General features: G+C 47.3%; 22 protein-coding genes. 9 read left to right on the top strand and 13 right to left on the bottom strand.

The features are described from left to right. Window positions 1-185 precede the first annotated feature (185 nt). From EOPP23_RS18570 to ppnN, 3 genes are all read right to left on the bottom strand, one after another. Window positions 186-641: a YiiD C-terminal domain-containing protein gene (locus EOPP23_RS18570; protein WP_153767486.1), complete on the bottom strand. Its 456-nt coding sequence runs from the start codon at window positions 639-641 to the stop codon at window positions 186-188. A gap of 97 nt (window positions 642-738) precedes the next feature. After that, window positions 739-3330, bottom strand: a complete 2592-nt coding sequence (locus EOPP23_RS18565) for a bifunctional aconitate hydratase 2/2-methylisocitrate dehydratase (protein WP_370514821.1) — start codon at window positions 3328-3330, stop codon at window positions 739-741. A 489-nt stretch (window positions 3331-3819) separates the two neighbouring features. Next, window positions 3820-5193 (bottom strand): nucleotide 5'-monophosphate nucleosidase PpnN, encoded by a 1374-nt coding sequence (gene ppnN / locus EOPP23_RS18560; RefSeq protein WP_153767485.1) that lies wholly within the window; start codon window positions 5191-5193, stop codon window positions 3820-3822. 183 nt (window positions 5194-5376) lie between these two features. On the opposite strand from ppnN, the gene EOPP23_RS18555 reads away from it, so the two are divergent. The 3 genes from EOPP23_RS18555 to EOPP23_RS18545 all read left to right on the top strand — a co-directional run bounded on the left by EOPP23_RS18555 (window position 5377) and on the right by EOPP23_RS18545 (window position 7262). Then, window positions 5377-5853, top strand: a complete 477-nt coding sequence (locus EOPP23_RS18555; RefSeq protein WP_153767484.1) for an aminoacyl-tRNA deacylase — start codon at window positions 5377-5379, stop codon at window positions 5851-5853. A 195-nt stretch (window positions 5854-6048) separates the two neighbouring features. Then, the gene (yfcD, locus tag EOPP23_RS18550) at window positions 6049-6594 is read left to right on the top strand and encodes an NUDIX hydrolase YfcD (RefSeq protein ID WP_228550781.1); all 546 of its coding nucleotides are present in this window, start codon (window positions 6049-6051) and stop codon (window positions 6592-6594) included. A 50-nt stretch (window positions 6595-6644) separates the two neighbouring features. Beyond that, complete coding sequence (locus EOPP23_RS18545) at window positions 6645-7262, top strand: riboflavin synthase subunit alpha (RefSeq protein WP_153767483.1); 618 nt, start codon at window positions 6645-6647, stop codon at window positions 7260-7262. 14 nt (window positions 7263-7276) lie between these two features. On the opposite strand, the gene EOPP23_RS18540 is transcribed toward EOPP23_RS18545, so the two are convergent. After that, window positions 7277-10480 carry a hypothetical protein gene (locus tag EOPP23_RS18540; protein WP_153767482.1) on the bottom strand — a complete coding sequence of 1068 codons (3204 nt, stop codon included), beginning with the start codon at window positions 10478-10480 and terminating at the stop codon, window positions 7277-7279. A 225-nt stretch (window positions 10481-10705) separates the two neighbouring features. After that, window positions 10706-13216: an endopeptidase La gene (lon, locus tag EOPP23_RS18535; protein WP_153767481.1), complete on the bottom strand. Its 2511-nt coding sequence runs from the start codon at window positions 13214-13216 to the stop codon at window positions 10706-10708. Between the two features lie 146 nt (window positions 13217-13362). Between lon and EOPP23_RS18530 the strand changes: the two genes are divergently transcribed. Together EOPP23_RS18530 and EOPP23_RS18525 are read left to right on the top strand one after the other, a co-directional pair. After that, on the top strand, window positions 13363-13956 hold the full coding sequence (locus EOPP23_RS18530) for a DUF924 family protein (RefSeq protein WP_153767480.1): 594 nt from the start codon (window positions 13363-13365) through the stop codon (window positions 13954-13956). 90 nt (window positions 13957-14046) lie between these two features. Then, window positions 14047-14637, top strand: coding sequence for a chalcone isomerase family protein (locus EOPP23_RS18525; protein ID WP_194842674.1), 591 nt, complete (start codon window positions 14047-14049; stop codon window positions 14635-14637). Here EOPP23_RS18525 and EOPP23_RS18520 read toward each other — a convergent pair. Then, window positions 14634-14999 (bottom strand): hypothetical protein, encoded by a 366-nt coding sequence (locus tag EOPP23_RS18520; protein ID WP_153767478.1) that lies wholly within the window; start codon window positions 14997-14999, stop codon window positions 14634-14636. The genes EOPP23_RS18525 and EOPP23_RS18520 overlap by 4 nt on opposite strands. A gap of 229 nt (window positions 15000-15228) precedes the next feature. Between EOPP23_RS18520 and EOPP23_RS18515 the strand changes: the two genes are divergently transcribed. From EOPP23_RS18515 to EOPP23_RS18505, 3 genes are all read left to right on the top strand, one after another. Next, entirely contained in the window at window positions 15229-15507 is a 279-nt protein-coding gene (locus tag EOPP23_RS18515) for a hypothetical protein (protein WP_153767477.1), read from the top strand. Between the two features lie 213 nt (window positions 15508-15720). After that, a complete protein-coding gene (locus EOPP23_RS18510; protein ID WP_370514820.1) occupies window positions 15721-16911 on the top strand; it encodes an acetyl-CoA C-acyltransferase in 1191 nt (396 codons plus the stop codon). A gap of 82 nt (window positions 16912-16993) precedes the next feature. After that, window positions 16994-17767, top strand: coding sequence for an enoyl-CoA hydratase (locus tag EOPP23_RS18505; protein WP_153767476.1), 774 nt, complete (start codon window positions 16994-16996; stop codon window positions 17765-17767). Between the two features lie 96 nt (window positions 17768-17863). On the opposite strand, the gene EOPP23_RS18500 is transcribed toward EOPP23_RS18505, so the two are convergent. The 5 genes from EOPP23_RS18500 to ectA all read right to left on the bottom strand — a co-directional run bounded on the left by EOPP23_RS18500 (window position 17864) and on the right by ectA (window position 21359). Then, the gene (locus EOPP23_RS18500) at window positions 17864-18145 is read right to left on the bottom strand and encodes a peptidylprolyl isomerase (RefSeq protein WP_153767475.1); all 282 of its coding nucleotides are present in this window, start codon (window positions 18143-18145) and stop codon (window positions 17864-17866) included. Window positions 18146-18257: 112 nt separating this feature from the next. Then, window positions 18258-18782, bottom strand: a complete 525-nt coding sequence (locus EOPP23_RS18495; RefSeq protein WP_153767474.1) for a ProQ/FINO family protein — start codon at window positions 18780-18782, stop codon at window positions 18258-18260. Window positions 18783-19061: 279 nt separating this feature from the next. Next, window positions 19062-19460, bottom strand: coding sequence for an ectoine synthase (locus tag EOPP23_RS18490; protein ID WP_153767473.1), 399 nt, complete (start codon window positions 19458-19460; stop codon window positions 19062-19064). 46 nt (window positions 19461-19506) lie between these two features. Further along, window positions 19507-20814, bottom strand: a complete 1308-nt coding sequence (ectB, locus tag EOPP23_RS18485) for a diaminobutyrate--2-oxoglutarate transaminase (RefSeq protein ID WP_153767472.1) — start codon at window positions 20812-20814, stop codon at window positions 19507-19509. A 17-nt stretch (window positions 20815-20831) separates the two neighbouring features. After that, window positions 20832-21359 (bottom strand): diaminobutyrate acetyltransferase, encoded by a 528-nt coding sequence (gene ectA / locus EOPP23_RS18480; RefSeq protein ID WP_153767471.1) that lies wholly within the window; start codon window positions 21357-21359, stop codon window positions 20832-20834. Window positions 21360-21585: 226 nt separating this feature from the next. Between ectA and EOPP23_RS18475 the strand changes: the two genes are divergently transcribed. Beyond that, entirely contained in the window at window positions 21586-22083 is a 498-nt protein-coding gene (locus EOPP23_RS18475; RefSeq protein ID WP_153767470.1) for a MarR family winged helix-turn-helix transcriptional regulator, read from the top strand. A gap of 31 nt (window positions 22084-22114) precedes the next feature. Here the strand turns inward: EOPP23_RS18475 and EOPP23_RS18470 are convergent, their stop codons facing one another. Both EOPP23_RS18470 and EOPP23_RS21585 read right to left on the bottom strand, forming a co-directional pair. Further along, window positions 22115-23395 carry a tetratricopeptide repeat protein gene (locus tag EOPP23_RS18470; protein ID WP_153767469.1) on the bottom strand — a complete coding sequence of 427 codons (1281 nt, stop codon included), beginning with the start codon at window positions 23393-23395 and terminating at the stop codon, window positions 22115-22117. Window positions 23396-23403: 8 nt separating this feature from the next. Further along, window positions 23404-23793 (bottom strand): energy transducer TonB (locus EOPP23_RS21585; RefSeq protein WP_228550780.1); only part of this gene is annotated, 390 nt, incomplete at its 5' end.

The raw sequence follows: 23793 nt of genomic DNA, 5'->3' as shown, positions 1-23793 counted from the left end.
GCTTCCTGCTATTCGCAGGGTGGATTTGCTCTGATGGGTACCTGAAGTTGGGTTCATTCCCTAAGCCATGAAAAAGTCATCATTCTCAGTATAAACAGACGATCTGATCAGCGTTTTTAACTATCAGAGCCTGTATCGGCCTATTAGCGAATATCTCCGGTACTTTACTGGTGTGTTTTGCTGATTCAGCTTTTGGCTCGGGCGATATAGAAGCCTTTGTAGGTTGCCGCTTCAACACCTTCAGATTGAATGAAGATCTCAAGATTCAGCTTGCCACTGCGACCTTCCTGCAGTCTCTGGTAAAAATCGTCGGGTATTTTACTGCTGCAAATTGCCTTGAATGATCCTGTCACTGGCGCTTTAAAGCTCATGCTCTGCTCGACAATCATGGCTTCCGGGTTAGCAATTGCTGCTTTGGCGTGGATGGTGGTATAAGTCCAGCCGCAAATAGTCGCCAGAGTACCAATGCTGCCACCAAACCCGGTGCCTTTGTCATTAATGTTGGGTTCCAGCGGGCAGCTCATCACCAGCCCTTGTTCATTAAAAGAATCAAAGCTCAGTTGCATGTAGTTGAGCATGGGAATGTTGCTCAGAACCCATTGTTGAAAGGCTTCTGTCAGCTCGGGCTTTCTTTCTATCATTGTTCGTTCCCTTTTGACGGATGAAAAAAATCCCCGCACTCAGTAGCTTATTCAGCAGTAAGGGCAGGGATTCTTGTCAGCCAATTAATTAACTGGCTTAGCTGGCCTTGGCGATGATTTCGTCAGCAGCTTTCTGATAGCTGTCAACTTTGTCAAAGTTCAGGTAGCGGTATACTTCGCCGGACATGGAATCCAGGCTCTGAGCGTATTCCATGTACTCATCAGCAGATGGAATCTTGCCCAGGATAGCGCCAACGGAAGCCAGTTCTGCAGAGCAGAGGTAGACGTTTGCGCCGTCACCCAGACGGTTCGGGAAGTTACGGGTAGAAGTAGACAGTACCGTTGCACCGGCTTCTACACGTGCCTGGTTGCCCATGCACAGGGAGCAGCCCGGGATCTCGGTACGAACATCATTTTCTTTGTAGATGTCGTAGTAGCCTTCTTCTTCCAGCTGAGCCTTATCCATCTTGGTTGGAGGCGACATCCAGAAGCGGGTCTTCAGTGGATCGCTGTTCTGCTGAAGCAGTTTACCAGCGGCACGGAAGTGACCGATGTTGGTCATGCAGGAACCCAGGAAGACTTCGTCAACCTTGTCGCCGGCCACATCAGACAGAGTGCGGGCATCGTCCGGATCGTTGGGTGCGCAGAGGATGGGTTCCTTGATCTCGTTCAGATCAATTTCAATCACTTCAGCGTACTCAGCGTCGGAGTCGGCACGCAGCTGACTTGGGTTGGCCAGCCACTCTTCCATCTTCTTCGCACGACGTTCCAGTGTACGTGGATCGCCATAACCTTCACTGATCATCCAGCGCAACATAGTGATGTTGGAGTTCAGGTACTCGGCCACGGATTCGTCAGACAGAGTGATGGTACAACCGGCGGCGGAACGCTCGGCAGAAGCATCGGACAGTTCGAATGCCTGTTCGGCAGTCAGACTTTCCAGACCTTCAATTTCCAGAATCTTACCGGAGAAAGCGTTCTTCTTGCCTTTCTTCTCAACAGTCAGCAGGCCTTGCTTGATGCCGTACAGAGGAATGGCGTGAACCAGATCACGCAGGGTGATGCCTGGCTGCATTTCGCCCTTGAAGCGAACCAGAATGGATTCCGGCATGTCCAGCGGCATAACGCCGGTAGCGGCAGCAAAAGCAACCAGACCGGAACCAGCAGGGAAAGAGATACCCAGAGGGAAACGGGTGTGAGAATCACCACCGGTACCTACGGTATCAGGCAGCAGCATACGGTTCAGCCAGCTGTGAATGATACCGTCACCTGGACGCAGGGCAACACCACCACGGTTCATGATGAAATCAGGCAGAGTGTGTTGCGTTTCAACGTCAACCGGCTTGGGATAAGCGGCTGTGTGACAGAAAGACTGCATCACCAGGTCGGAAGAGAAGCCCAGGCAAGCCAGGTCTTTCAGTTCGTCACGGGTCATTGGGCCAGTGGTATCCTGGGAGCCAACGGTGGTCATCTTTGGCTCACAATAAGTGCCAGGACGAATACCGTCGGTGCCACAAGCCTTACCCACCATCTTCTGTGCCAGAGTGAAGCCTTTGCTGGACTCAACAGGTGCAACCGGACGACGGAAGATGTCGGTTGGTCCCATGTTCAGAGCTTCACGGGCTCGCTCGGTCAGGCCTCGACCAATGATCAGGTTAATACGACCACCGGCTTGTACTTCGTCCAGAATGACATCGGACTTAAAGCTGTACTCGGACAGCACTTCACCGGACTCGGACAGAATCTTGCCGTCGTATGGACGGATTTCAATGACGTCGCCCATGTTCAGTTTTTCAACGGGTGCTTCAAAGACCAGGGCGCCAGCATCTTCCATGGTGTTAAAGAAGATAGGGGCAACCTTGTCACCGATGCAGATACCGCCAGTACGCTTGTTAGGTACGCCCGGCATATCATCGCCGAAGAACCAGAGTACGGAGTTGGTAGCAGATTTACGGGAAGAACCGGTACCCACAACGTCACCAACGAAGGCAACGGGCAGGCCTTTGGCCTTGATATCTTCGATCTGCTTCAGAGGACCTTTAACAGCGTGCTCTTCTGGTGTCAGACCATCACGGGTCATCTTGTACATGGCATTAGCGTGTACAGGAATGTCCGGACGGGACCAGGCATCAGGCGCTGGAGACAGGTCGTCCGTGTTGGTTTCACCGGTTACCTTGAACACGGCAACCTTGGTGCTTTCTGCCACAGCAGGACGGCTGGTGAACCATTCGGCTTCAGCCCAGGATTTCAGAACGGCAGCAGCGTTGCTGTTACCTTCTTTGGCCTTTTCTTCCACGTCATGGAATGTATCAAAGACCAGCAGGGTCTTCTTCAGCTGTTCGGCCGCCAGTTCACCCAGCTCGGCGCTGTCCAGCAGGCCAACCAGAGTTTCGATGTTGTAACCACCCAGCATGGTGCCCAGCAGCTCAACGGCTTTTCTGGTGTCAACCAGTGGTGATTCCACTTCGTTCTTGGCAATGGCGGACAGGAAACCGGCCTTTACATAGGCCGCTTCGTCAACACCGGGAGGAATGCGATTTTCCAGCAGGTTGAGCAGGTATTCTTCTTCACCTGCAGGTGGGTTTTTCAGTAGCTCAACTAGGTCTGTAACCTGTTCAGCATTGAGTGGTTTAGGTGGTACACCTTCTGCGGCACGCTCTTCGACGTGTTTTCTGTAAGCTTCTAGCACTGATCTACCCTCATCATCTGTGCTGCCTGCCTGTCATGATCCAGAGACGAGCATCCTGAGACAGGATGTCCCGAGACAGGACAGGAAGTGACAGATGTCCTTTGTTGAATCTTGTGGCCAGTGAGGTGCGATGGATATTTAACTGGTGAATGGTTACTGCAGTTGTTTCTCTCGCCTGTAGTTCTCGGCAAAAGCAGGATAGCAGAACCTTTTCTTATCCAGTTTAACCTCGACTGGCGGCTGAAAACCGGTGGAATTATTGTGTTGCGGTTGCTCTGATATGGTTAGGCAACCTGCTTTCATCAGCCGGTGGCGCGGGCAGTATAGCGGATAGCTATATGCAAGTTAAGTAGATTCCGTTATCCCGAGTATAAACAGGGTGAATATTGCTCGGTTTTGTGCGTGGTTGGAAAAGAGTACCTGCAAAGGGACTATTTAGAGAAGCTATACAGAACAATAAAGCATTGTTCTGTATAGCTGCAGGATGGATTAACAGTTGATTTCGTAGCAGGGCTGATAGTCGCTACCGGGCAGTTTCATTCGATACTGGTCAACAAACGACTGCAGTAGTTGATCTATCTGTTTCATCAATTCTGCTTCGCCAGTGAGTTGATAAGGACCATGGGCCTTGATCAGTGAAACACCGTCTTCCTTTATATTTCCTGCGACAATACCGGACATGGCTTTCCGCAGGTTTGAGGCAAGAATATGCGGAGGCAGAGCTGTTTCCAGTTGTAGCTCGGCCATATTGTCATGGGTCGGCTCAAAGGGAGTCTGGAATGCCTGTTCAATCTGCAGTAACCAGTTGAAATAATAGGCATCGCCTCGTTTACGACGGAAGCGGGTCACTTTTTCCAGTCCATTGCGCATGATACGGCTGACTTCTACCGGGTCATCGATCACGATTTCGTACATTGCCTGGGCTTTCGGGCCGAGAGTATTGCCGATGAATACATCGATTTTTTCAAAATATTCTTTGGCTGAGGCGGGTCCACTGAATACCAACGGAAAGGGGATTTCCTTGTTCGCCGGATTCATCAGTATGCCGAGAATATAAAGTATTTCTTCACAGGTGCCTGGACCGCCCGGGAAGACAACAATGCCATGACCCAGTCGTACAAAAGCTTCAAGACGTTTTTCGATATCCGGAAGAATAACCAGCTCATTCACTATGGGATTAGGAGATTCAGCGGCGATAATGCCGGGCTCGGTTAAACCGATGAATCGACCTTTGGCTATACGTTGTTTGGCATGGCCGATGTATGCACCTTTCATTGGGCCTTTCATGGCTCCGGGTCCACAGCCTGTGCAAATGTTCATGCCACGCAACCCTAACTGGTAACCGACCAGCTTCGTGTACTCATATTCATGTCTGGAAATTGAGTGGCCACCCCAGCAAACGACGATACTTGGCATTTGGTGGGTAATAAAAGCGTTGGCGTGTCTCAGTATCTGAAACACAAGATGAGTAGTATCAGTGGATTCCTGGTTAGCGAAGCGCGGGTCTTCAGTAAAATGAGAGGATACATAAAGAATATCTCTCAGAACGGAAAACAGATTTTCCCTGACACCACGAATCAGTTTTCCTGCGACAAAAGCTTCTGCCGGTGCATTGATCAGCTCGAGCTTCAGGCCCCGATGCTCGGAGATGATTCGAATATCAAAGTCTTTGTACTGCGCCATTAACTCTGCAGCATCGTCGCCTTCTTTTTCACAATTGAGAATGGCCAGAGCACATTGTCGGAATAAACAGTGTAATCCGGACTGACTGGTGTCCTGTAGTTTATTGACTTCACGGTTGGATAAGACCCGCATAGGGCCAACGGGGTTAACGGTTGTGGTAATTGTCGGGTTGATCGTCATAAAGCCCCCTTGAAAAATGACTGATTGGTTATCGGCCATAGGTCTATTATATGAGGGTTGTCGGAAGGATATCAGTCTTGATGTATGGGCTTTCCTCTGACATATTCAGGGTGATCAGATTTTTTTGAATTCTGATGCATTCAGGTCTTGCTGCTATCTGGCTATTGAAAAGAGGTTGTAGTGATGGCGGATCAGAAAGTTGTCGATTATCTCGAACAGCACCATGTCAGTTACTCCTCCTGTAAACATGAACCTGCTTTTACTGCTCAGGAAATCGCTGAAAAAGCGCATATCAGTGGCCGTAGTATGGCCAAGACGGTCGTTGTAAAGCTTGATGGACGTCTGGCTCTCTGCATTTTGCCAGCGGCCGAGCGAGTCAATTTCAGCCAGCTCAGGCATATCGCAGGCAGTCATACCGCAGAACTGGCCAGTGAAGATGAATTCATCGACCGTTTCAAACACTGTGAGCCCGGTTCCCTACCTCCTTTTGGTGAGCTGTTTAATCTGCCAGTTTATGCTGTTGGCAGTCTGGGCAGCCAGCCATCCGTTGCTGTCAGCAGTGGCGACTCCTCAGAATTGTTGCTGTTAGCCTGGCAGGATTTTGAAGGGTTGGTGAAACCGGTTGTGCTGATGGAACAACAGAAATCTGCTATAGCCTGATTGTTCAGAAAAATTGTTCAGGAAATACGCATCATCATAGAAATCTGGCATAGATGGCATTAAATACTTATTATGAGTTTTTTATGCTGACTCTGATGAATATCAATGGTCAGTATATGGATGCCAGCGACCAAAAGGTGCTGGTATGAACAGCGATCTGTGACAATAAAAACAGCTAATGACCGGAGCCTGCTCATGATGCCATCAATGCCTGAGTCGACACCTTCTTCTGCCAGTAACCAGGGGGCAGTAGAAAATGTCATTGTCGTAGACGAACATAACCATGTTCAGGGGGCTCTGCCCAGAGCCGAAATGAGGCAGAGGAAACTCTGTCATCGGGCTACTTATGTCTTTGTCTTCAACAGCAAGGGCGAGCTCTATGTTCAGGAACGTACCCTGAGCAAGGATATATATCCCGGTTTTTATGAACCGGCTACGGGTGGTGTTGTCGCTGAAGGTGAAGAGTACGATGAAGCTGCCGTCAGGGAGCTGGAAGAAGAGCTGGGCATTCATGGTGTGCCACTGATGCCGCATTTCCACTTTTATTTCCATAATGACGACTGCAAAGTCTGGGGACGGGTGTATACCTGTCAGTATGACGGTGAACTGTCACTGCAGGAAGAAGAAGTGGTCAGTGTCGTGATGGAAAGGCCTGAAGATATTCTTGCCAATCATTACCATCGTCAGTATACGCCGGACAGCATGGTCGCGCTGGAGCGTCTCGTTCAGAAACACCTATGACATATGAATGCATATGTCTGGGTACTCAACCCAATCAAAGAAGTGTGTGAATGTTTACTGGCATAGTAAAAGGTGTTTTTTCAGTCGAAGCACTGGAATTCAGTGAAAAGTTCTTGCGTCTCTCGGTGCACTTGAATGAGACGCTTTGCGAAGGTTTGCAGGTGGGGGCCAGCGTAGCAGTCAATGGCGTCTGCCTGACAGTAACCTCTTTTACTAAAGAGGGGCTGGTGACCTTTGATGTGATGCAGGAAACGCTTCGGGTGACAAATCTGGGAGAATTACTGGAAGAATCGGATGTTAATATTGAAAGAGCGGCTCGTTTCAATGATGAAATAGGCGGCCATCTGCTTTCAGGCCATATCCACGACACAGTTATTGTGTCAGATGTCACTCGAACCGAAACCAATACGACAATACACTTTGAGTTTGATGAACAGTGGTCAGATTATCTGTTACCCAAAGGCTATGTTGCTCTAAATGGTGCCAGTTTAACGATTGGTGAAAAAGTTGAGAATAACTGTTTCCGTGTTCATTTGATTCCTGAAACCCTGCAGATGACTACTTTTGGTAAAGTTAAACAGGGAGACAGGGTTAACCTTGAAATAGACAGCCAGACTCAGGCTGTTGTTAATACAGTTAAGAAGTATCTGAGTAAAACTATTCGTTGATTATCAGAGATGAGTTATGAGCGGCTCATTTGTTGCAGCATGGCTCTTCTTTGATGTTTTAATCCGTTTTTCATTGCTCGTTTCAATTCAGGAACGGTTTCCCTGAAAGCCAGTAACTGGTCGCAGAAGTCTGTGGCTGCAGAGTTTTCTGTTTCATTAATTTGTTCTTCACCTGTAAGGGGAGGGATTTGTTCTTGTGGAGTTCTGCTTTGTCTTGGCAGAGCTCTTTCTATACCCCTTGTGACACTGTTTCCAGGCTCTTGGGTGGCAGCTGCGCTGACTGCAGATGTAACGCCTGTTGCGCTTAATCCCATGGCTATAGGGCTGAGTGTGTCGTTGAGATACTGGGCGACCCTTAAGGCTGCATCCGTTCTGTTTAATAGTCTGGCTGCGACTTCTTTTGGCAGGTTTTTATCGTTAATGAGGGCTTTTAGTTGCTGAAGAGGGGTGGCCATTTCTCTTATGAAATAGTTTTGCAGCATAAGAGGGTTGGTGACTTTTGTCAGGTCCAGTCCAGAGGCGGTTTGCAAAATACCCTTTAGCTGTAAAACCATTTCTTCTGTTTCACTGTTGTTGTCAGTAAATGTCAGGTCACGGGTAAACAGTGTGGCAATATCATTATCTTCATTCTGTATCAAGGTGCCCAGACTTCTTGCCGAGGCCTCAACAATCTGGGGTGTTGATTCAGGGTTTTCCAGACGACCAATCAAGTGTTCAATTTCCTGATCGATGGTATGCCCGGTAATGCCGTGATAGCGTGCAACCAGTTCGGCTCGTTTGCTGATGGCCTGAGAGTGATTACTTTGCACTCCACGGTTTAATACGTCTATGGCAGAATCAAGTCGATTAAGTTTAATCAGTATTTCTGCACCGGAGTTATAGGCCCGGGCCGTTGATATTAATGTCTCCATAAGAGCGAGAGTATCTGTCGCCTCCATGTCATCTTTTGCCAGTCGCTCAGCCAGATCGCCAAGGGGAAAGTTCTCAAGATCAGACTGTACGACTTCAGGAATATACCTGACCATTATATCGAGCAGTTTTAGACGTTGGTCAGGCGTTTTGAAATAAGAGTTACCAGCGAGTTGCTGGCTTATGAATCTGGAAAGACGTTCATGTGAATATGACTTTTTGTTATGAAGTTCAATTAATAAAGAAAGCGCTTTAGTATTCTTTTCCGGATCCCGCAGGTGAGCAAATTCAAGAACCTGAATGATCACATCCATTTTCGGTGGTTTTTCTTTCAGAAGGCTCTCTCCAAGAGTGAGGAGTAATTCTGGCTTCTCCACGGAAGGAGATTCATCATGAATGTTTTTCTGCTTCAGAAGTTCGGCGAATAGTTCAGTCGCTTTTTCTTTATCGTGATAATGCAGAGTCTGAGCCTGCTCAATCATCCATTGCCAGTCAGAGTCTTCTTTCATCGTTCTGCTCTGTTCCAGCAACTGGTCTTTTGGCAGGGCAAGCAATGCTGCGCGAGCTTCATATTTATGGCCACTCTGGTCATGATTTCTGGCCGCCTGAAACAGTTGCACACCTGCTTTTTTGTCTCCCTTTATTGCTTTCTCTGCCAGCTCTTCCAGGTCGCCTGAAATAACAGTAAGAGGGAAGTGGGAGCCTTTAACGGTACCAACGCATTTTGAGCAGAATCTAGATAGGTAGGATGGAACGACAAAGTAACCTTCCTGTCTGTCAGCTTCTCCCTGGCAGGATGTTTTGGATCTGGCCGCCTGGAAGCCAGCCAGAGCGACCGGGATTGGAACGGTCAGCCCTTTTTGCCCTCTCAACTGAATTTTGGGTTTGGTTTCTGTGCCCAACAGCTTTGTCTCTGGATGATTAAGTAGCCATCCTATAAGTGTTCTGGCAGGAAGTGGTCCGGTAATAGTTAGCGATTGTTTAAGGTCTTTCAGTCTCACTTCACCTCTAACCATTGGGCAGTCAATATCCAGTGTGAGAGGGCTTGGGCATAAAAAGCTGATAATTGAACCGAGAGGGATAGGTATTTTCACTATTGGAAGCTTCCAGGTAAAGCCTTTCAATCGATCCGGTTTTATCTCGATCTTTGCTTTGAGTCTGCCATTATTCATCTTATCTGAGTGGCAAACGGCTATTTGTGGAATCTCAATGACTGCAGGCATATCTTTTTTTGGGAAGCAGGTGTGGTGCAGTTCGCGAAAACTGAGATAGGAATTTTGACAAGCTTCCTTTTTAAACAAATTAGTCGGAGCTGCAAACTTTAAGTCTCTGAAGGTCACCATGCCTTCATCAAAAGCATAGAGAAACTTTTTGGCGCCTTCACTTGAATGAGGAAGCGCCTGGGTTGAGCTCAGAGCGTCGTAACGAACATTAACTTTTTCAGCTTCCAAGCTTAGCGCAGTAGCGTCATGGTAAGTGCTCTTTCTCCCTTGTTTAAACTCCCATGCAGCTCTTGAAAGACTGAGGTTTGTTGAGACAGAGAGTTTTGCGTCCTTTATACCAACTGAAATTTTCATGGGTTCAAATCCCTCGAAAGGGATATTAATATGACAGCTGAGGTTTTTAATTCGGAACTGGTTTGACAGGCTGCCCTTGCTGGTCAAAATGCCAGTGCTGGGCTCTTTGATTGGCTCTATCTCAAATTTCAGGTTCTGGACAGTGACCTTCTTGTCCCCCTTGAGTTTTTTGACAATCTCGGGAAAGTCAAAATGCTTCCCTGCAGGTAGTACTTTGTCCAATGCATAGTTTTGCAGAAAATTCTTTAGAAGGGCTTCAAGGTTCTTCTGAGTTTCCTGATTATGATGCAGTAGTTCAATGCCAGCCTGTTTCGTTACACCTTTTACAATACTTTCGCCCTTATAGTTTATGTAGGCGCCGGTTGCTTTTAGAAAGCTTCTTCGTACCGGACCACCGACCAGACGCTCAGTTCCACTAGCTGCTTTAAGACCAAAAACAGGTATGTCGACGAGGGTTTTTTTCAAGCCCCATTTTGGAACATCCCAAAGAAGCTTTTTAGCCATTCCACCAAATCTGGATAACAGCCCCGGACCGGCTTTAACTTCTCTTTCTTTAATTGGGGGAACAGGCTTACCCAGATGCTCTGCATGATAATGAAAGGGGGAGCTGGACTCTTTCTCGCTGATGGATCTGTTAATACCAGCCCCTTCAGCCGGAGGTGTGGGAGGTGTGGGGATTGGTGATGAGCTACCAACTCCGCTACTCCTGCTGGAATCCAGTGGTTCAGACATTTGTTGGCAATCCGTTGCTGCAGTTTATTTTATGTCGTTTCTTTATCTGATTAAGTCTAGATTAAGCTGATATTGATTGGTTGAAGTGACAAAAACAGGACTGAATAAGATCTGATCGGTTGATTTGGAGGTAAACAAGGTCATGGATATGACATATGGCTTGCAGTAAGGCTATTGAATTTAGTGCCGCTCGTGTATCTGAACGGCACAGGTTTCTATGGGACACTATTTCTTAATGCGCTTTCGGATGGTTTTCTTGGCCGCAGAAGGACCTTTGCTTTTTCCTGCAGGTTTTTCAGGGAAAGCCAGGGAGTAAACATCATCAAATGTTTTGGCAAAATGGATGGTGACACCGTCCCGAATATAATCCGGTAGTTCCTCCCAGTCCCTGCGACAGTCTTCCGGGACAATCAAGGTTTTAATCCCCTGTCTTCGAGCCGCAATGATCTTCTCCCTTATGCCGCCAACGGCCAGAACCCTGCCCGTAAGAGTTAACTCTCCGGTCATGGCTATAGCAGCAGGCTTTTTTCTGCTAGCCAGAGACAGAATGGCTGTGGCCATGGTGATGCCAGCTGAAGGGCCATCCTTCGGTGTAGCGCCTTCCGGAACATGCAAGTGGATGAAGGCTTTCTCAAAGAATTCAGGCTTGATTCCGTATTTCCCCGCGTGGCTTGCAATGTAGCTGTAGGAGATTTCTGCCGATTCTTTCATCACATCGCCGAGCTTCCCTGTCAGTTTGAAGCCCGCTCTGTGTTGATGGATCAAACTGGCTTCCACTGGCAATGTAGCGCCACCCATTGAAGTCCAGGCCAAACCTGTAACAACACCAATACCCTGAATCAGAGGATCTTTACGGAAATAGGGGGAACCGAGGAAATCAGACAGGTTTTTAGTGGTGATACTGAGACTCTTGCCGCCTTCTTCAAGGAAGCGGACCACTACTTTTCGGATAACTTTCTGCAGTAATTTTTCCAGATGACGAACGCCTGACTCACGAGCGTATCCTTCGATAATAGCGCGCATGGTGGCATCCGAGATTCGAATCTGACTCTTTTTGAGACCAGCTCTTTGCAACTGTTTTGGCCAAAGATGGTTCTTGGCAATGGCCAGCTTCTCTTCGGTGATATAGCCGGACAGGCGTATAATATCCATTCGGTCGAGCAGAGGGCCGGGAATCGTATCCATCTGGTTAGCCGTGCAGATAAACAGAGCTTTGGACAGATCAATTCTCATATCCAGATAGTGATCCAGAAACTCACTGTTCTGTTCGGGATCAAGAACTTCCAGCAGGGCAGAAGCAGGGTCGCCACGGAAGGAAGCGCCTATCTTGTCAATCTCGTCGAGCATGATGACCGGGTTGGCAACACCAACTTCCTTCAGTGCCTGAACAAATTTACCGGGCATTGCCCCGACATAGGTACGACGATGACCCTTGATTTCTGCTTCGTCGCGCATGCCGCCAAGGCTGAATCGATAGAATTTTCTGCCTAACGCTTTGGCTACGGATTTACCAATTGAGGTTTTACCAACACCGGGAGGGCCTGTCAGCAGCATGATGGAGCCGGCCACTTCATTTTTATAGGCGCCTACGGCCAGAAATTCCACGATCCGGTCTTTGACATCTTCAAGCCCGTCATGATCGCCGTTCAGTACTTCTCTGGCATGTTTGAGATCAAGCAAGTCATCAGAGTATTTACCCCATGGAATGGAGGTGGCCCAGTCGAGATAGTTTCGACAGATGCCATATTCTGGCGAACCGATTTCGAGAATGGCCAGTTTTTTCAACTCATCCTTAATTTTCTTCAGTGCGGCTTCCGGCACATTAAGCCCTTCAAGGCGTTGGCTGAATGTTTCCAGCTCTGCTGTCTTATCGTCTTTAGAAAGCCCCAGTTCTTTCTGAATAACCTTTAACTGTTCTTTCAGGAAGAACTCACGCTGATGCTTGCTTATTTTGCGATTAACTTCGTCGTTAATTTCACCCTGCAGGCGCGCTACTTCCTGTTCTTTGCGAATCAGGGTCAGCACCTTTTCCATGCGACGCTGGACAGGCAGGGTTTCCAGAACTTCCTGAAGATCCATCCCGGAAGCCGTAGTAATAGCGGCGGCAAAATCCGAGAGAGGTGACGGGTCTTTCGGGCTAAATCGGTTCAGGTAATTTTTAAGTTCTTCGCTGTAAAGTGGGTTTAGTGGAATAAGTTCTTTAATGGCCTGAATCAGAGCCAGAGCATAGGCTTTGATTTCATCGGTATCGTCTTCCTTGCTCTCCGGATATTCAACCTGAACCAGATAAGGTGGGCGTCGTCTCAGCCACTGTTTGATACGAAAGCGCTGCATGCCAAGGGCAATAAACTGTATCTGGTCGCTCTCGTTAACAATGTTGTGAATTTTAACGGTGCAGCCAATTTCGGGGAAATCGTCAGGGTCAATGTCATCGGTATTGCCCGGCAGTCCGGCAACGTAGCTGAGCCCGACAACCTTTTGTGGCGATTGGCTGACTCGTTGCAGGGTTTCTTCCCAGTCATTACTGTTGAAAACCAGAGGTTGAACCTGGGCGGGAAAGAAGGGGCGGTTGGATACCGGAATCAGATACAGTTTGTCGGGCAGGGCCTGCTCTGGCAGCATCAGCTCTGTGTTGCTCTGTTCTTCGGTATCCAGCTCTTCGGTATCGTTAGTGGATTCATCAGCAGAAATAACTTCCGGTTCCTGATGATCCTGGTCTTTGTTGCGTTTTGCCATAGTCGCCTTGAAAAGAATCTGCAGTTATCGGTTTCAGAAAGGTGTTACTTTCTATCTGGTGTCACAATATGATTTTTCAATGGTACGCATAACAGTATGGTTGACCAGAAAATGCGTGCCATGTTGAAGCAGGGGTGGATAAACCTATGAAACAGAACAATTATCAGGACGTGCTGGATTTCTGGTTTGAGGGAGAACCGCTGGGTGAGCTGCAGATGAGCCGCTGGTGGAAGAAGGATCTGGAGCAGGATGAGCTGATAGCCGACAAGTTTGGCTACCTGGTTGAGCGTATTTATTCAGGAGAGTGTGATAAGTGGCTGCAAACAGCAGAGGGAAGGTTGGCAGCAATAATTTGCCTTGACCAGTTCCCCCGCAATATATTCCGTGGTTCAGGCCAGAGCTTTGCCTATGATGAAAAAGCTCTTGAGCTAAGCCTTGCAGGTGTTGCTGCTGGCCATTTGGAGCAGCTGGATAACCTCAGGCAGCCATTCTTTATCATGCCTATGATGCACAGTGAAAAATCGTCGGTACAAGAGCAGTGTGTGGAACTGTTTGAAAAACTGGTGGCTGATTCTGATTCGATCTTTCAGAAAAGTTTAAAAAACAACCTTGATTTTGCTATACGACATAGGGATATTGTTCTTCGTTACGGTAGGTTTCCACATCGTAATGAGTTGTTACAGCGTAGGAGTTCTCCCGAAGAGTTAGCTTTTCTTTCTCGTCCGGGGTCGTCATTTTAGGGGTTTTTATCCTGAGTGAAGAGGAAACTGCTGATGTACTAACAGCTTGCGATCTAATAACAATAACGATAATTAACGCAAGGGATGTTTATGAGAAAAATACTTTTGGCTGTACTTGGGGTAATGCTTTCTCAATCAATACTTTCTCAGCCAGTGCATGCCCGGACTCTGGAAGGTATTGAAATTCCTGAGGCAGTTTCAGCCAAAGATGGCACAGAACTGAAGCTTCAGGGGGCTGCTGTTCGTAGTTTCTATCATGTCATCGATGGTTATATTGGTGCGTTATATCTGGAAAATAAGTCGACAGATGTCGCCAGTATACTGGCTGATAACGGCTACAAACGTATGACGTTCACTGTACTGCTATCGAAGATGAGTGCCAGAAAAATTGGTAATGCCTTTTATGAAGCAATTCAGATCAATACGTCACCGGAAGAACAGAAAGAGCTCGAAAAAGAGATTCAGCAGTTTGTTACTATGATTGATGGCACGGTCACCAAGGGTGAGGGTGGTTCTTTTGAATACATCCCCGGCCAGGGAGCGAGAGTGACTGTTGCCGGTGAAGTGAAAGGAGTTATTCCTGGCAAGAAGGCCTTCAATGTCATTCTCAAGGTCTGGATAGGTGATACACCGCCAACTCAAAATTTCAAAGATGGCGTTCTGGGACGCAAAACAACCTAAAGCGAAGCAATCTGAAAGTGACGAGTCATCTTTGGGCTGATATCCCTGATCACCAGCGAGTCAGCCTGATAATCGACAAAGTGCATTAAATCCTGCCATTCCACAAATTCCCTGATCACATAACTGCTGGCTCGGCTGTGGGTGCGATATTCAATATACAGGAAGTACCTTTCTTCCCTCTGGTCCTTATTAAGCTTGATACTGCCGAAAGCAGACCAGAGATACAGAGGGCAGTCATAGATCTGGTGCTGAACAGTTTGGCAGAGGGAAAGGTCTGTGGGCAGTTCCGCAAAGGTTGGAAAGCGGTTCTGGCTGTAGCAGTTGCTGGTAATCATCAGCTTGTCGGGTGTCAAAAAGTTCATTCGATTAAATCACTGCCAGAGCTTCTTCAGTATGGGGGATTTTGCTTATAAATATTGTCATGGAGAACAGCAACTTGCCATGAATTGGTCGTCAGATTCAATGATTGAACGCAAGGAAAAAACGGATTGGGCCGATAACTTGAAAATATGACAGGTATCCCTGCTGACCTTCTTCAGCATTGCCTGTTGTAGCTACTATTTACTCCCATCCAGCACAGAGGATGCGCTTATGTCCAAATCTATTGATAAAGCCGTGCTAACCATGACTGAATCGAGCCAGGGAGAATATCTCATCAGGGTCACCCAGGGAGGGTCCATACTGTTTGGTGATGTGGTTCTGAGATTTCCCGCAGGTCTGGGAGAATCTTTGAAAAGTGAAATGGCCTCGGTGATGGCTAATGCTGTGCTCAGGCATATCGGTCAGGCTGACCAGGAAGCAATCAGGGAAGTAGAAAGTCTGTTTGCCCAGTGGGGCTGTATGGACGTTGTGGATGACAGCTGTATTTGATTTCTATAAAGGCGAGTGGGCGGCAATCCGCTCGTCTGATTTTTAACGCTATTTCTTATAAATATATTTTCCCGAACGGTTCTTGAAAAAATAACCCTCCTTCTAATACGTACGTATACTTACATACTGATATTTCTCAGGTAAAATTTTTCAGTCAGTAATAGATGGCAGGGCGTTCTGTTCGTACTGCTGAAGAATAAGAAAGAGATTACTATGTCCGATCAAAGCATGTCCGATCAGAGCAATATCGTTATCGTCTCTGCAGCAAGAACCCCAATGGGCGGTTTTCAGGGAAGTCTTGCTGGTGTTTCATCACCAGAGCTGGGTGCCGTCGCTATCAAAGCGGCTGTTCAAAAAAGTGGTGTGGATGCCAGCGCGGTTTCTGAAGTCTACATGGGCTGTGTACTGCCAGCAGGTTGTAAACAGTCTCCGGCCAGACAGGCCGCCAGAGGCGCAGGCTTACCTGACGCTACCTGTACCACAACTGTCAACAAGGTCTGTGGTTCCGGTATGAAAACCGTGATGATGGGCGCTGACCAGCTCAAGCTGGGTGAAGCCGACGTAGTTGTCGCTGGTGGTATGGAAAGCATGTCTAATGTTCCTTATCTGCTGGATAAGGCCCGTTCCGGCATGCGTCTGGGGCATGGGCAAGTTAAGGACCATATGTTTACTGATGGTCTTGAAGACGCTTATGCTGGCCATGCCATGGGTGTATTTGCTGAGCAGACGGCAACGCGCTTTGAAGCCAGCCGTGAAGCTATGGACGACTATGCTCTGGAATCTCTGGCCAGAGCTCAGAATGCGATCGCTGAAAACCTGTTCGCCGATGAAATCACTCCGGTCGAATTGCCCAAGGGTGACGTTGTTTCTGTTGATGAGCAGCCAGGTAAAGCCAGACCGGAAAAAATCCGCAAGCTAAGACCGGCCTTTGATAAAAATGGTGCAGTGACCGCAGCAAACTCAAGCTCTATTTCTGACGGTGCTGCGGCACTGGTGCTGATGAGAGAAGAGGATGCAGCTGCGCAAGGTTTGCAGCCTCTGGCTCGTATCAAGGGTTATCAGAGCCACGCTCAAATGCCGGCAGAATTCACCATCGCGCCGATTGGTGCGGTAGAAAAACTGTTGGCTAAAGTGGGTTGGCAAGCTACTGATGTTGACCTCTATGAAATCAATGAAGCTTTTGCTGTGGTCAGCATGGTATGCATGCAGCAGCTGGGTGTGGAGCATTCAAAGGTAAACGTTAATGGTGGTGCCTGTGCATTGGGTCATCCATTGGGTGCCAGTGGTGCTCGTATCATCGTCACACTGCTTCATGCACTGAAGAGAAGCGGTGGTAAAAAAGGCATTGCCTCCCTTTGTATTGGTGGTGGTGAAGCGACAGCAATTGCCGTAGAAATGATCTAAAGACTCATGGCTCTAACTGCTTCTGGCATGAAGGAAACTGTTTTTATGCCGGAAGCAGTCCAATCAAAAGAGAAAAATAATAATGAATGCACCTCTTCTCCTGACGACTGATGGCCATATTGCCACTATTACCCTGAATAATCCGCCAGCCAATACCTGGACTCTGGAAAGCCTTAATTTACTGAGAGATACCGTTCGAGAGCTGAACAGTCATTCTGCCATTACCGGTTTAATCATTCGTTCTGACAGCGAGAAATTCTTCAGTGCTGGCGCTGACCTGAAACTGTTTCAGGGTGTCACCCCTGAGCAGGCGCGACCCATGACGGAAGCCTTTGGTGAAGCCTTTGAAGCACTGACTGATTTTCGCGGCGTCAGTGTGGCTGCGGTGAATGGTTTTTCTCTCGGTGGTGGTTTTGAAGTAGCTTTAGCCTGTGATTTCCGTGTTGTTGAAAAAACGGCATTGCTGGGTTTACCGGAAGCAGCGGTTGGTTTGTTGCCCTGTGCTGGAGGAACGCAGAATCTGATGTGGCTGGCCGGTGAAAGTTGGGCCAAACGTATGATTCTCTGTGGTGAAAAGGTTTCTGGTGAAAAGGCATTTGAAATCGGACTTGCAGATGAATTGGTAGAGCAGGGGGAGGCCAGTGAAGCCGCTGTTAGGTTACTGAAAGCTACTGATGCTCAAAGCCCTGACGCCATTTTGGCCTGTAAAGAGCTTATACAGATGAACAGAGTGGGTGCTCGCAATAGTAATATTGTCGAAAGAGAGCTGTTTCTGGAATTGTTTAAAGGCACTAATCAGAACGAAGGTGTTTCTGCTTTTCTGGAGAAGCGTAAGCCTGAGTGGGACTATTCTTGATTAGAATCGTTCTTGATTGATGCCGCTTGATTAGAGTTATTCCTGACTCTGTATTTTGCTGACTGAACTTGAGTGAGTTCAGTCAGCAGCAATATTTTAATCGTTACGGAAAATAGTCTGAATCAGGTGAAAGCCAAACTGGGTTTTCACCGGACCGTGGATATCCATTACGGATTTTTTGAAGACCACATCATCAAACGCTTTAACCATCTGACCTTTACGAAACTCACCCAGATCGCCACCCTTCTTGCCGGATGGGCACTGAGAGTGTTTCTTTGCCAGTTTGGCGAAGTCTTCACCCTTGTCGATACGCTTTTTCAGTTGTTCGGCTTCATCACGAGTGTTAACCAGAATGTGACGTGCAGATGCAGTTGCCATTGTGAAATTCTCAAGCTAGTAGTAGATATGCAAGCAAGCAGGTATGCAGTAAAGCGCATTAAAGATCAGACAGCATCAAGCGGCCATCGGATCTTTAAAGAAGAGCAGTCAATCACTCTTCGGTGCTGGTGCTTTGTTCTTTCAGCTCTTCAGACGACTCAGTTTTAGCTAGAGTAGCCGCAGAGATTTCTTCCGCGGTAGCCACTTTCATCTGACCAACAAAAACACGCTGATTTTTCATTTCTCTGGAAAGATGGCGCTGATAAAGCAAAACTTCAGCATTAACGGCTTCCTGAAGTTTAACCTTGCCTGAAGGCTTCCCGTCCAGACCGACTCTGGAACGACCTTCCTTGATGGAAAGCAGGTAGCGTTCCTGACCAGTAAACAGCTTCAGGGCTTTCTTTACAGTACTGAGAGGGAATTCTTCAGTCTGTTTGATTTCATTATGAATACCAATCTTCAGCGGACGCGGTCTTGAGACACTGAAAGCTTCCGGCCAGCGTTCGCGGATCAGACGCAGTGCTTCGGACTGAGAAACGTCTTCCGTGGCAACGGCCTGCCGGTTTTCATTACCCTGATTGTCATTACTCTGGTCTTCAGTTTCAGAGTGGACCTCTGATGTTAACTCTTCTGACATGTTTGTATTCTGGCTGATTGATAGCAGAAGCCTGAATTTAAGGCTGTATGGACTTTAGCAGGGATTGTGCATGTTTATTGGATAGAGTTGAAGTAGTGACGGATTTTTATTTAAGTGCTAAAACAGTATAAAGCGAATTTGATATTAGATTGTCAGCAAATTTTTATTGTTTCATTGCTTGCTGCTGGAGCTACCGGATTTAAATCTATCAGACTACTGACCTTCCAATTGAGGGCATAAAAAAGGCAGTAGTCTGAGGAAAACTATCTATATCCTGCTTTAAACCGCTTCAGCTTCCAACTCATAAGCACCCTCAGTGTTATGAACTTCTTTACCATTTAAAGGCGGGTTGAATACACAGGCCATCTGCATCTCTTCAAAAGCACGTAATATGTGTTTGTCGTGTTTATCGAGAATATACAGAGTGCCCGGTTTTATAGGATATTTCTTACCGTCAGCCAGCGTTTCCACCTCACCCTCACCGGAAACGCAGTAAACCGATTCCAGGTGATTTTGATAATGCATCTGAAAATCAGCATCTTTGTAAATAGTGGTGATATGGAAGGAAAAACCCATGTTGTCATCTTTCAATAACATTCGGGTACTTTCCCAGTTGCCGTCAGGAGAGACGATTCGGCGGTTACTCTGCTCGGCTGCTTTCAGGTCACGGACGATCATGTTCTATTCCTCTAAATTATTGTTTTTTTGATGACGTTGGTTCTGGTCAGCAGGCAAGCTCTAGCGGGTCGAAATACTTTTTCTGTTCTGGAATTGAATCTTCTTTTGCACAGACTTCCCGAACCGCTTCTTCGATGATGTCCAGTCCTTTGGCGAGATTGTTGATATCAATAATCAGAGGGCACAGCAGTTTCACCACATGATCATCAGCGCCGCTGGTCTCGATCATCAGGCCCTTCTGGAAGGCTATCTTGGTGATTCTGCCCGCCAACTCACCGTTCACACAGTTGATGCCCTGAAACATACCACGGCCACGTGTCGTAAAGTTTCCATCGCCGTATTGTTCAACAATTTGTTGCAGACGCTCGGAAACAAACTGACCCTTGCGCTGAATCTCTTTAGAAAAAGTGTCATTCGACCAGTAGTGATCAATGGCGGCTTTGGCTGTGACAAAGGCAAAGTTGTTGCCACGGAAAGTGCCGTTATGTTCACCAGGTTTCCATTGATCCAGTTCGGGTTTGAACAGTACAACGGCAAAAGGTAAACCGTAGCCACCAAGAGATTTAGACAGGGTCACAATGTCAGGTTTGATACCAGCTTGCTCAAAGCTGAAATAGGTGCCGGTTCGGCCACAGCCTGCTTGAATGTCATCAATAATCAGCAGCACATCATGCTTTCTACAAACGGCTTCAAGCTGTTTTAACCAGCTGAAATCAGCCGCATTGATTCCGCCTTCACCTTGTACGGTTTCAACGATAACAGCGGCTGGCTTATCAATACCGCTGCTGGAGTCGCACAGCACCTTATCGAGATAAAGCGTGGTATCAATCTCATCACCCAGATAACCATCGTAGGGCATACGACTAACGCCGCTCAGGCTGACACCGGCAGCACCACGATGATGAGAGTTACCAGTAGCGGCAAGGGAACCCATGCTGACACCATGAAAGCCGTTGGTGAAACTGATGACGTTTTCACGGCCCGTGATGTTACGGGCAAGTTTAAGCGCAGCCTCTACAGCATTGGTTCCGGTTGGGCCGGTGAATTGCATGACATAGTCAAGACCGCGAGGTTTAAGGATTTTTTCATTGAAAGCTTCCATAAATTCACCTTTGGCTCTTGTGTGTAAATCAAGGCCGTGGGTGATGCCGTCACTGTGAATGTATTCCAGCAGTTTTTCCTTAAAAATAGGGTTGTTGTGGCCGTAGTTCAGAGTGCCTGCACCGGCAAGGAAGTCGAGATACTGATTGCCGTCTTCGTCGTATAAAAACTCCCCCTGAGCCTTGTTAAAAATACGTGGAAAAGAGCGCGCATAAGACTGCACTTCCGATTCGATCTCTTCAAAAATTTTCATAGTTGAGATTCCGTAGATTAAATAGTGTATTTGTTTAGCACTGCGAAGCATTGGTTGCGAATCGGGCCGATGCGAGCCAGTAGTTCAGTGTCGTGTTCATTTTTGAAATGAGTGTTACGGTCAAACATCACTGAACGTTCAAGAGGCGCATCAAAATTGTTGGCTAACCGGTTAAACAAGGCCCATGACGCTTTGTTGTCATCGGTGATAGTGGTTTCCAGGTGTGTTATGGCCGCTGTTTCCCGTCGATTTAACAGTTGTTTGAGCATCTCGCTGGCAATACCCAGACCTCTTGCCTGTTGGCTCACTGCTACTTGCCAGATAAACAGGGTTTTTGGGTCTTTGGGTTGAATGTAACCGCTGATAAATCCCAGTACTTCACCCTGTTTCTCAACAATGATAGAAGTGTCGGAAAAGTGGCTGCATTGCAGCAGATTGCAGTACGAAGAGTTGCTATCCAGTTCCGGAATGCTGTTGATCAGCTTGTTGACTGAAAGGCCATCCTCGGCTGTGGGTTTGCGTATTACAGGCTCACTGTCTTCCATAGTGCTTCTATTATTTTGAATTACGAATATTTAGTAATACTAAATTGTTATCCTATTATAAAGCCCTTCTACAGTGGTAAATCAACGAATAAATGTGGGTTTGTAAATAGTTCAGTCTATGTTATTAGTTTGTATTGCTAATTAATTTGTTTGAATCGTTCAGCTTGATAGATCAGACAGTGAAAGGTAGGTACACTTCTCGTCAGAATTCAGTCTGGAAAAGTCGATGGAAAACAGTCAGAAGGCTCTGGTTTTACTGAGGCAGATCATTCGATCTGCGGATATGCAGGATAAGGACATCAGCCGCGGTACAGGCCTGACGCCAGCCCAGTTAATGCTGATGCAAACAGTTCGCGAGAAATTTCGCCTGACAACGGGTGAGCTGGCGAAAGAGATGGCGCTGACTCAGGCGACAGTGACCAGCATTCTTGATCGTCTTGAAAGGAAAGAGCTGATTGCCCGGGAGCGTGGCACTGACGATAAACGTAAGGTCTGGATCAGTCTGACCGATGATGGCGTGGAATTAATGAAGGGCGCACCCACTACTCAGCAGGATATTTTTGTACGACATTTTGAAGATATGCAGAGTTGGGAGCAGTCGACGGTAGTAGCAAGCCTTGAAAGGATTTCATTTATGCTGAATGCCCAGCACCTTGATGCAGCACCATTGCTGGATATTGGTCAGATAGATAGAGCACAGAATGAATCAGTAACAAGCGAGTAAGCTTGTTACTGTTGGTTGTTAAATAACCGGACTATTGCAGTGCTGCTTCTCTCTGTTCGGTTTTCTTCAAATGAGTCAGCCATTTCTTGGCAGTTGATGTTGAGCGTTTATCTTTCTTTGCCAACAAAAATGAACGACGAGCGGCTTGATACTCTTTCTGGTTGAACTGCGCCATTCCTAATGACATTTGTGCCAGATCTGTTCGTCGAACGCCCTCTTTAGCCAGTCCTGATTTAAAGGCTTGAATGGCTTTGTCGTAGTGTTCACTGTCAAAATAGATATTGCCCAGTTGAATCCACAACTCTCCCTTATCAGAAACGGGGGCGACCTTTTCCATTACATCAACAGCCTTGTCCAGTTCCTGAGCCTGACGCCAGGCATTGGCCAGTAGCTCAAGGTTTCTGGTAGACGGCTTTAGGTGTTTGTTGTTGATGGCTTTTTCCAGCAGTACCGCTGCTTTATGAGGCGTCGAGGCATTCAGATAGAGATAGGCGAGGTTGGTCAGTTCCTTTTCCTTATCCAGTAGGCCCTGAATATAGGCTGACTCTAACGCAGATAACTGCTTCTTCTCCTGGCCCAGTTCTGAATGCAGGTAAGCCAGCTGTAACCAGTACATTTTCTTTGGGTAATGAATCAACAGCTTGTTGAGCGTGGTGACGGCGGCTTTCAGATTGCCTTTTTTATGGTAGAGAAACCTTGCCAGACTCAACCATTGCTCTTTCGCTACTTTGCCCTTATTTTCGTACAGAGAGATGGCTTTATTGATATCCCTTAAAGCCCGATCATGGTTCTGCAGCTGGTAGTGAACCTGCGCCCGCATAACAAAGGCATTACTTCCAACCGTTGTCGCCAGCTTAAACCACTTGTTCAGCTCCTGTAGAGCGGGTTGCCATTGTTCCTGCATCATTAGAATCTGGCTGATAGTAAAGCGTGTGTTTTGCTCCAGAGCTAACGGAATATCTGGCTGGGCAATGACTTTTCTATAGATTTTTACTGATTCCGATAGTTTGTCCTGACTGAATAATACAAAGGCTTTCAGATTAAAAACGTTGGCCAGTTCATAGCTGTTCAATGCCCTTTTACCGGTCTGTCCAGCCAGAGCATTCAGAGCCGACAGGGCGCTGGCAAAACTCTCCTCGTCCACTGCTTTTTGAGCGGAAGATAGCTTTTCATACACTTTGCTGGTCAAAGCCGGTGTTTTTCGTGTTTTCTCTTCACTCTGTCCTGTGGCTGTCTGTGCAGGCGCTTCTGTAGCTGAAAGCCCTGCCAGCACAGCAGTGAGTAAAACCGTTGAAAACAAGTTCTTTTTCATAATAACTCCTACTCAGCCGTCAGAAAGGTGAATTTATTTCTGACACCCGCTACAGCAATGGCTTCACCATCAACGACTCTGGGTTTGTACTTAAACTTCATGGCAGCAGTTACTGATGCTTTTTCAAAAATACCCTGAGGCTGGCAGTCCACTGGAACAGGATTGTTGACGGAACCGGAGCGAGTCACCGTATATTCAACAATACAGTGGCCGCCGATGCCTCTGCGCTCTGCACGGCGAGGATAAACAGCCTGAACCTTTACGATAGGAAGATATTCTCCATCCGATGATGAAAACCCTGCCCCTGAAGAGATATTAAATTCCAGCTTCCCTGCCGGTGCTATTTCAATGGCTTCCAGATCAACCTCAAAACTTTCTGGCAGTGACTGAGGGGGGGG

It is taken from the genome of Endozoicomonas sp. OPT23 (assembly GCF_009653635.1).
Lineage (GTDB): Bacteria > Pseudomonadota > Gammaproteobacteria > Pseudomonadales > Endozoicomonadaceae > Endozoicomonas_A.
Note: the sequence above shows the minus strand (reverse complement) of the source record. Positions and strands in the feature narration are given on the sequence as shown.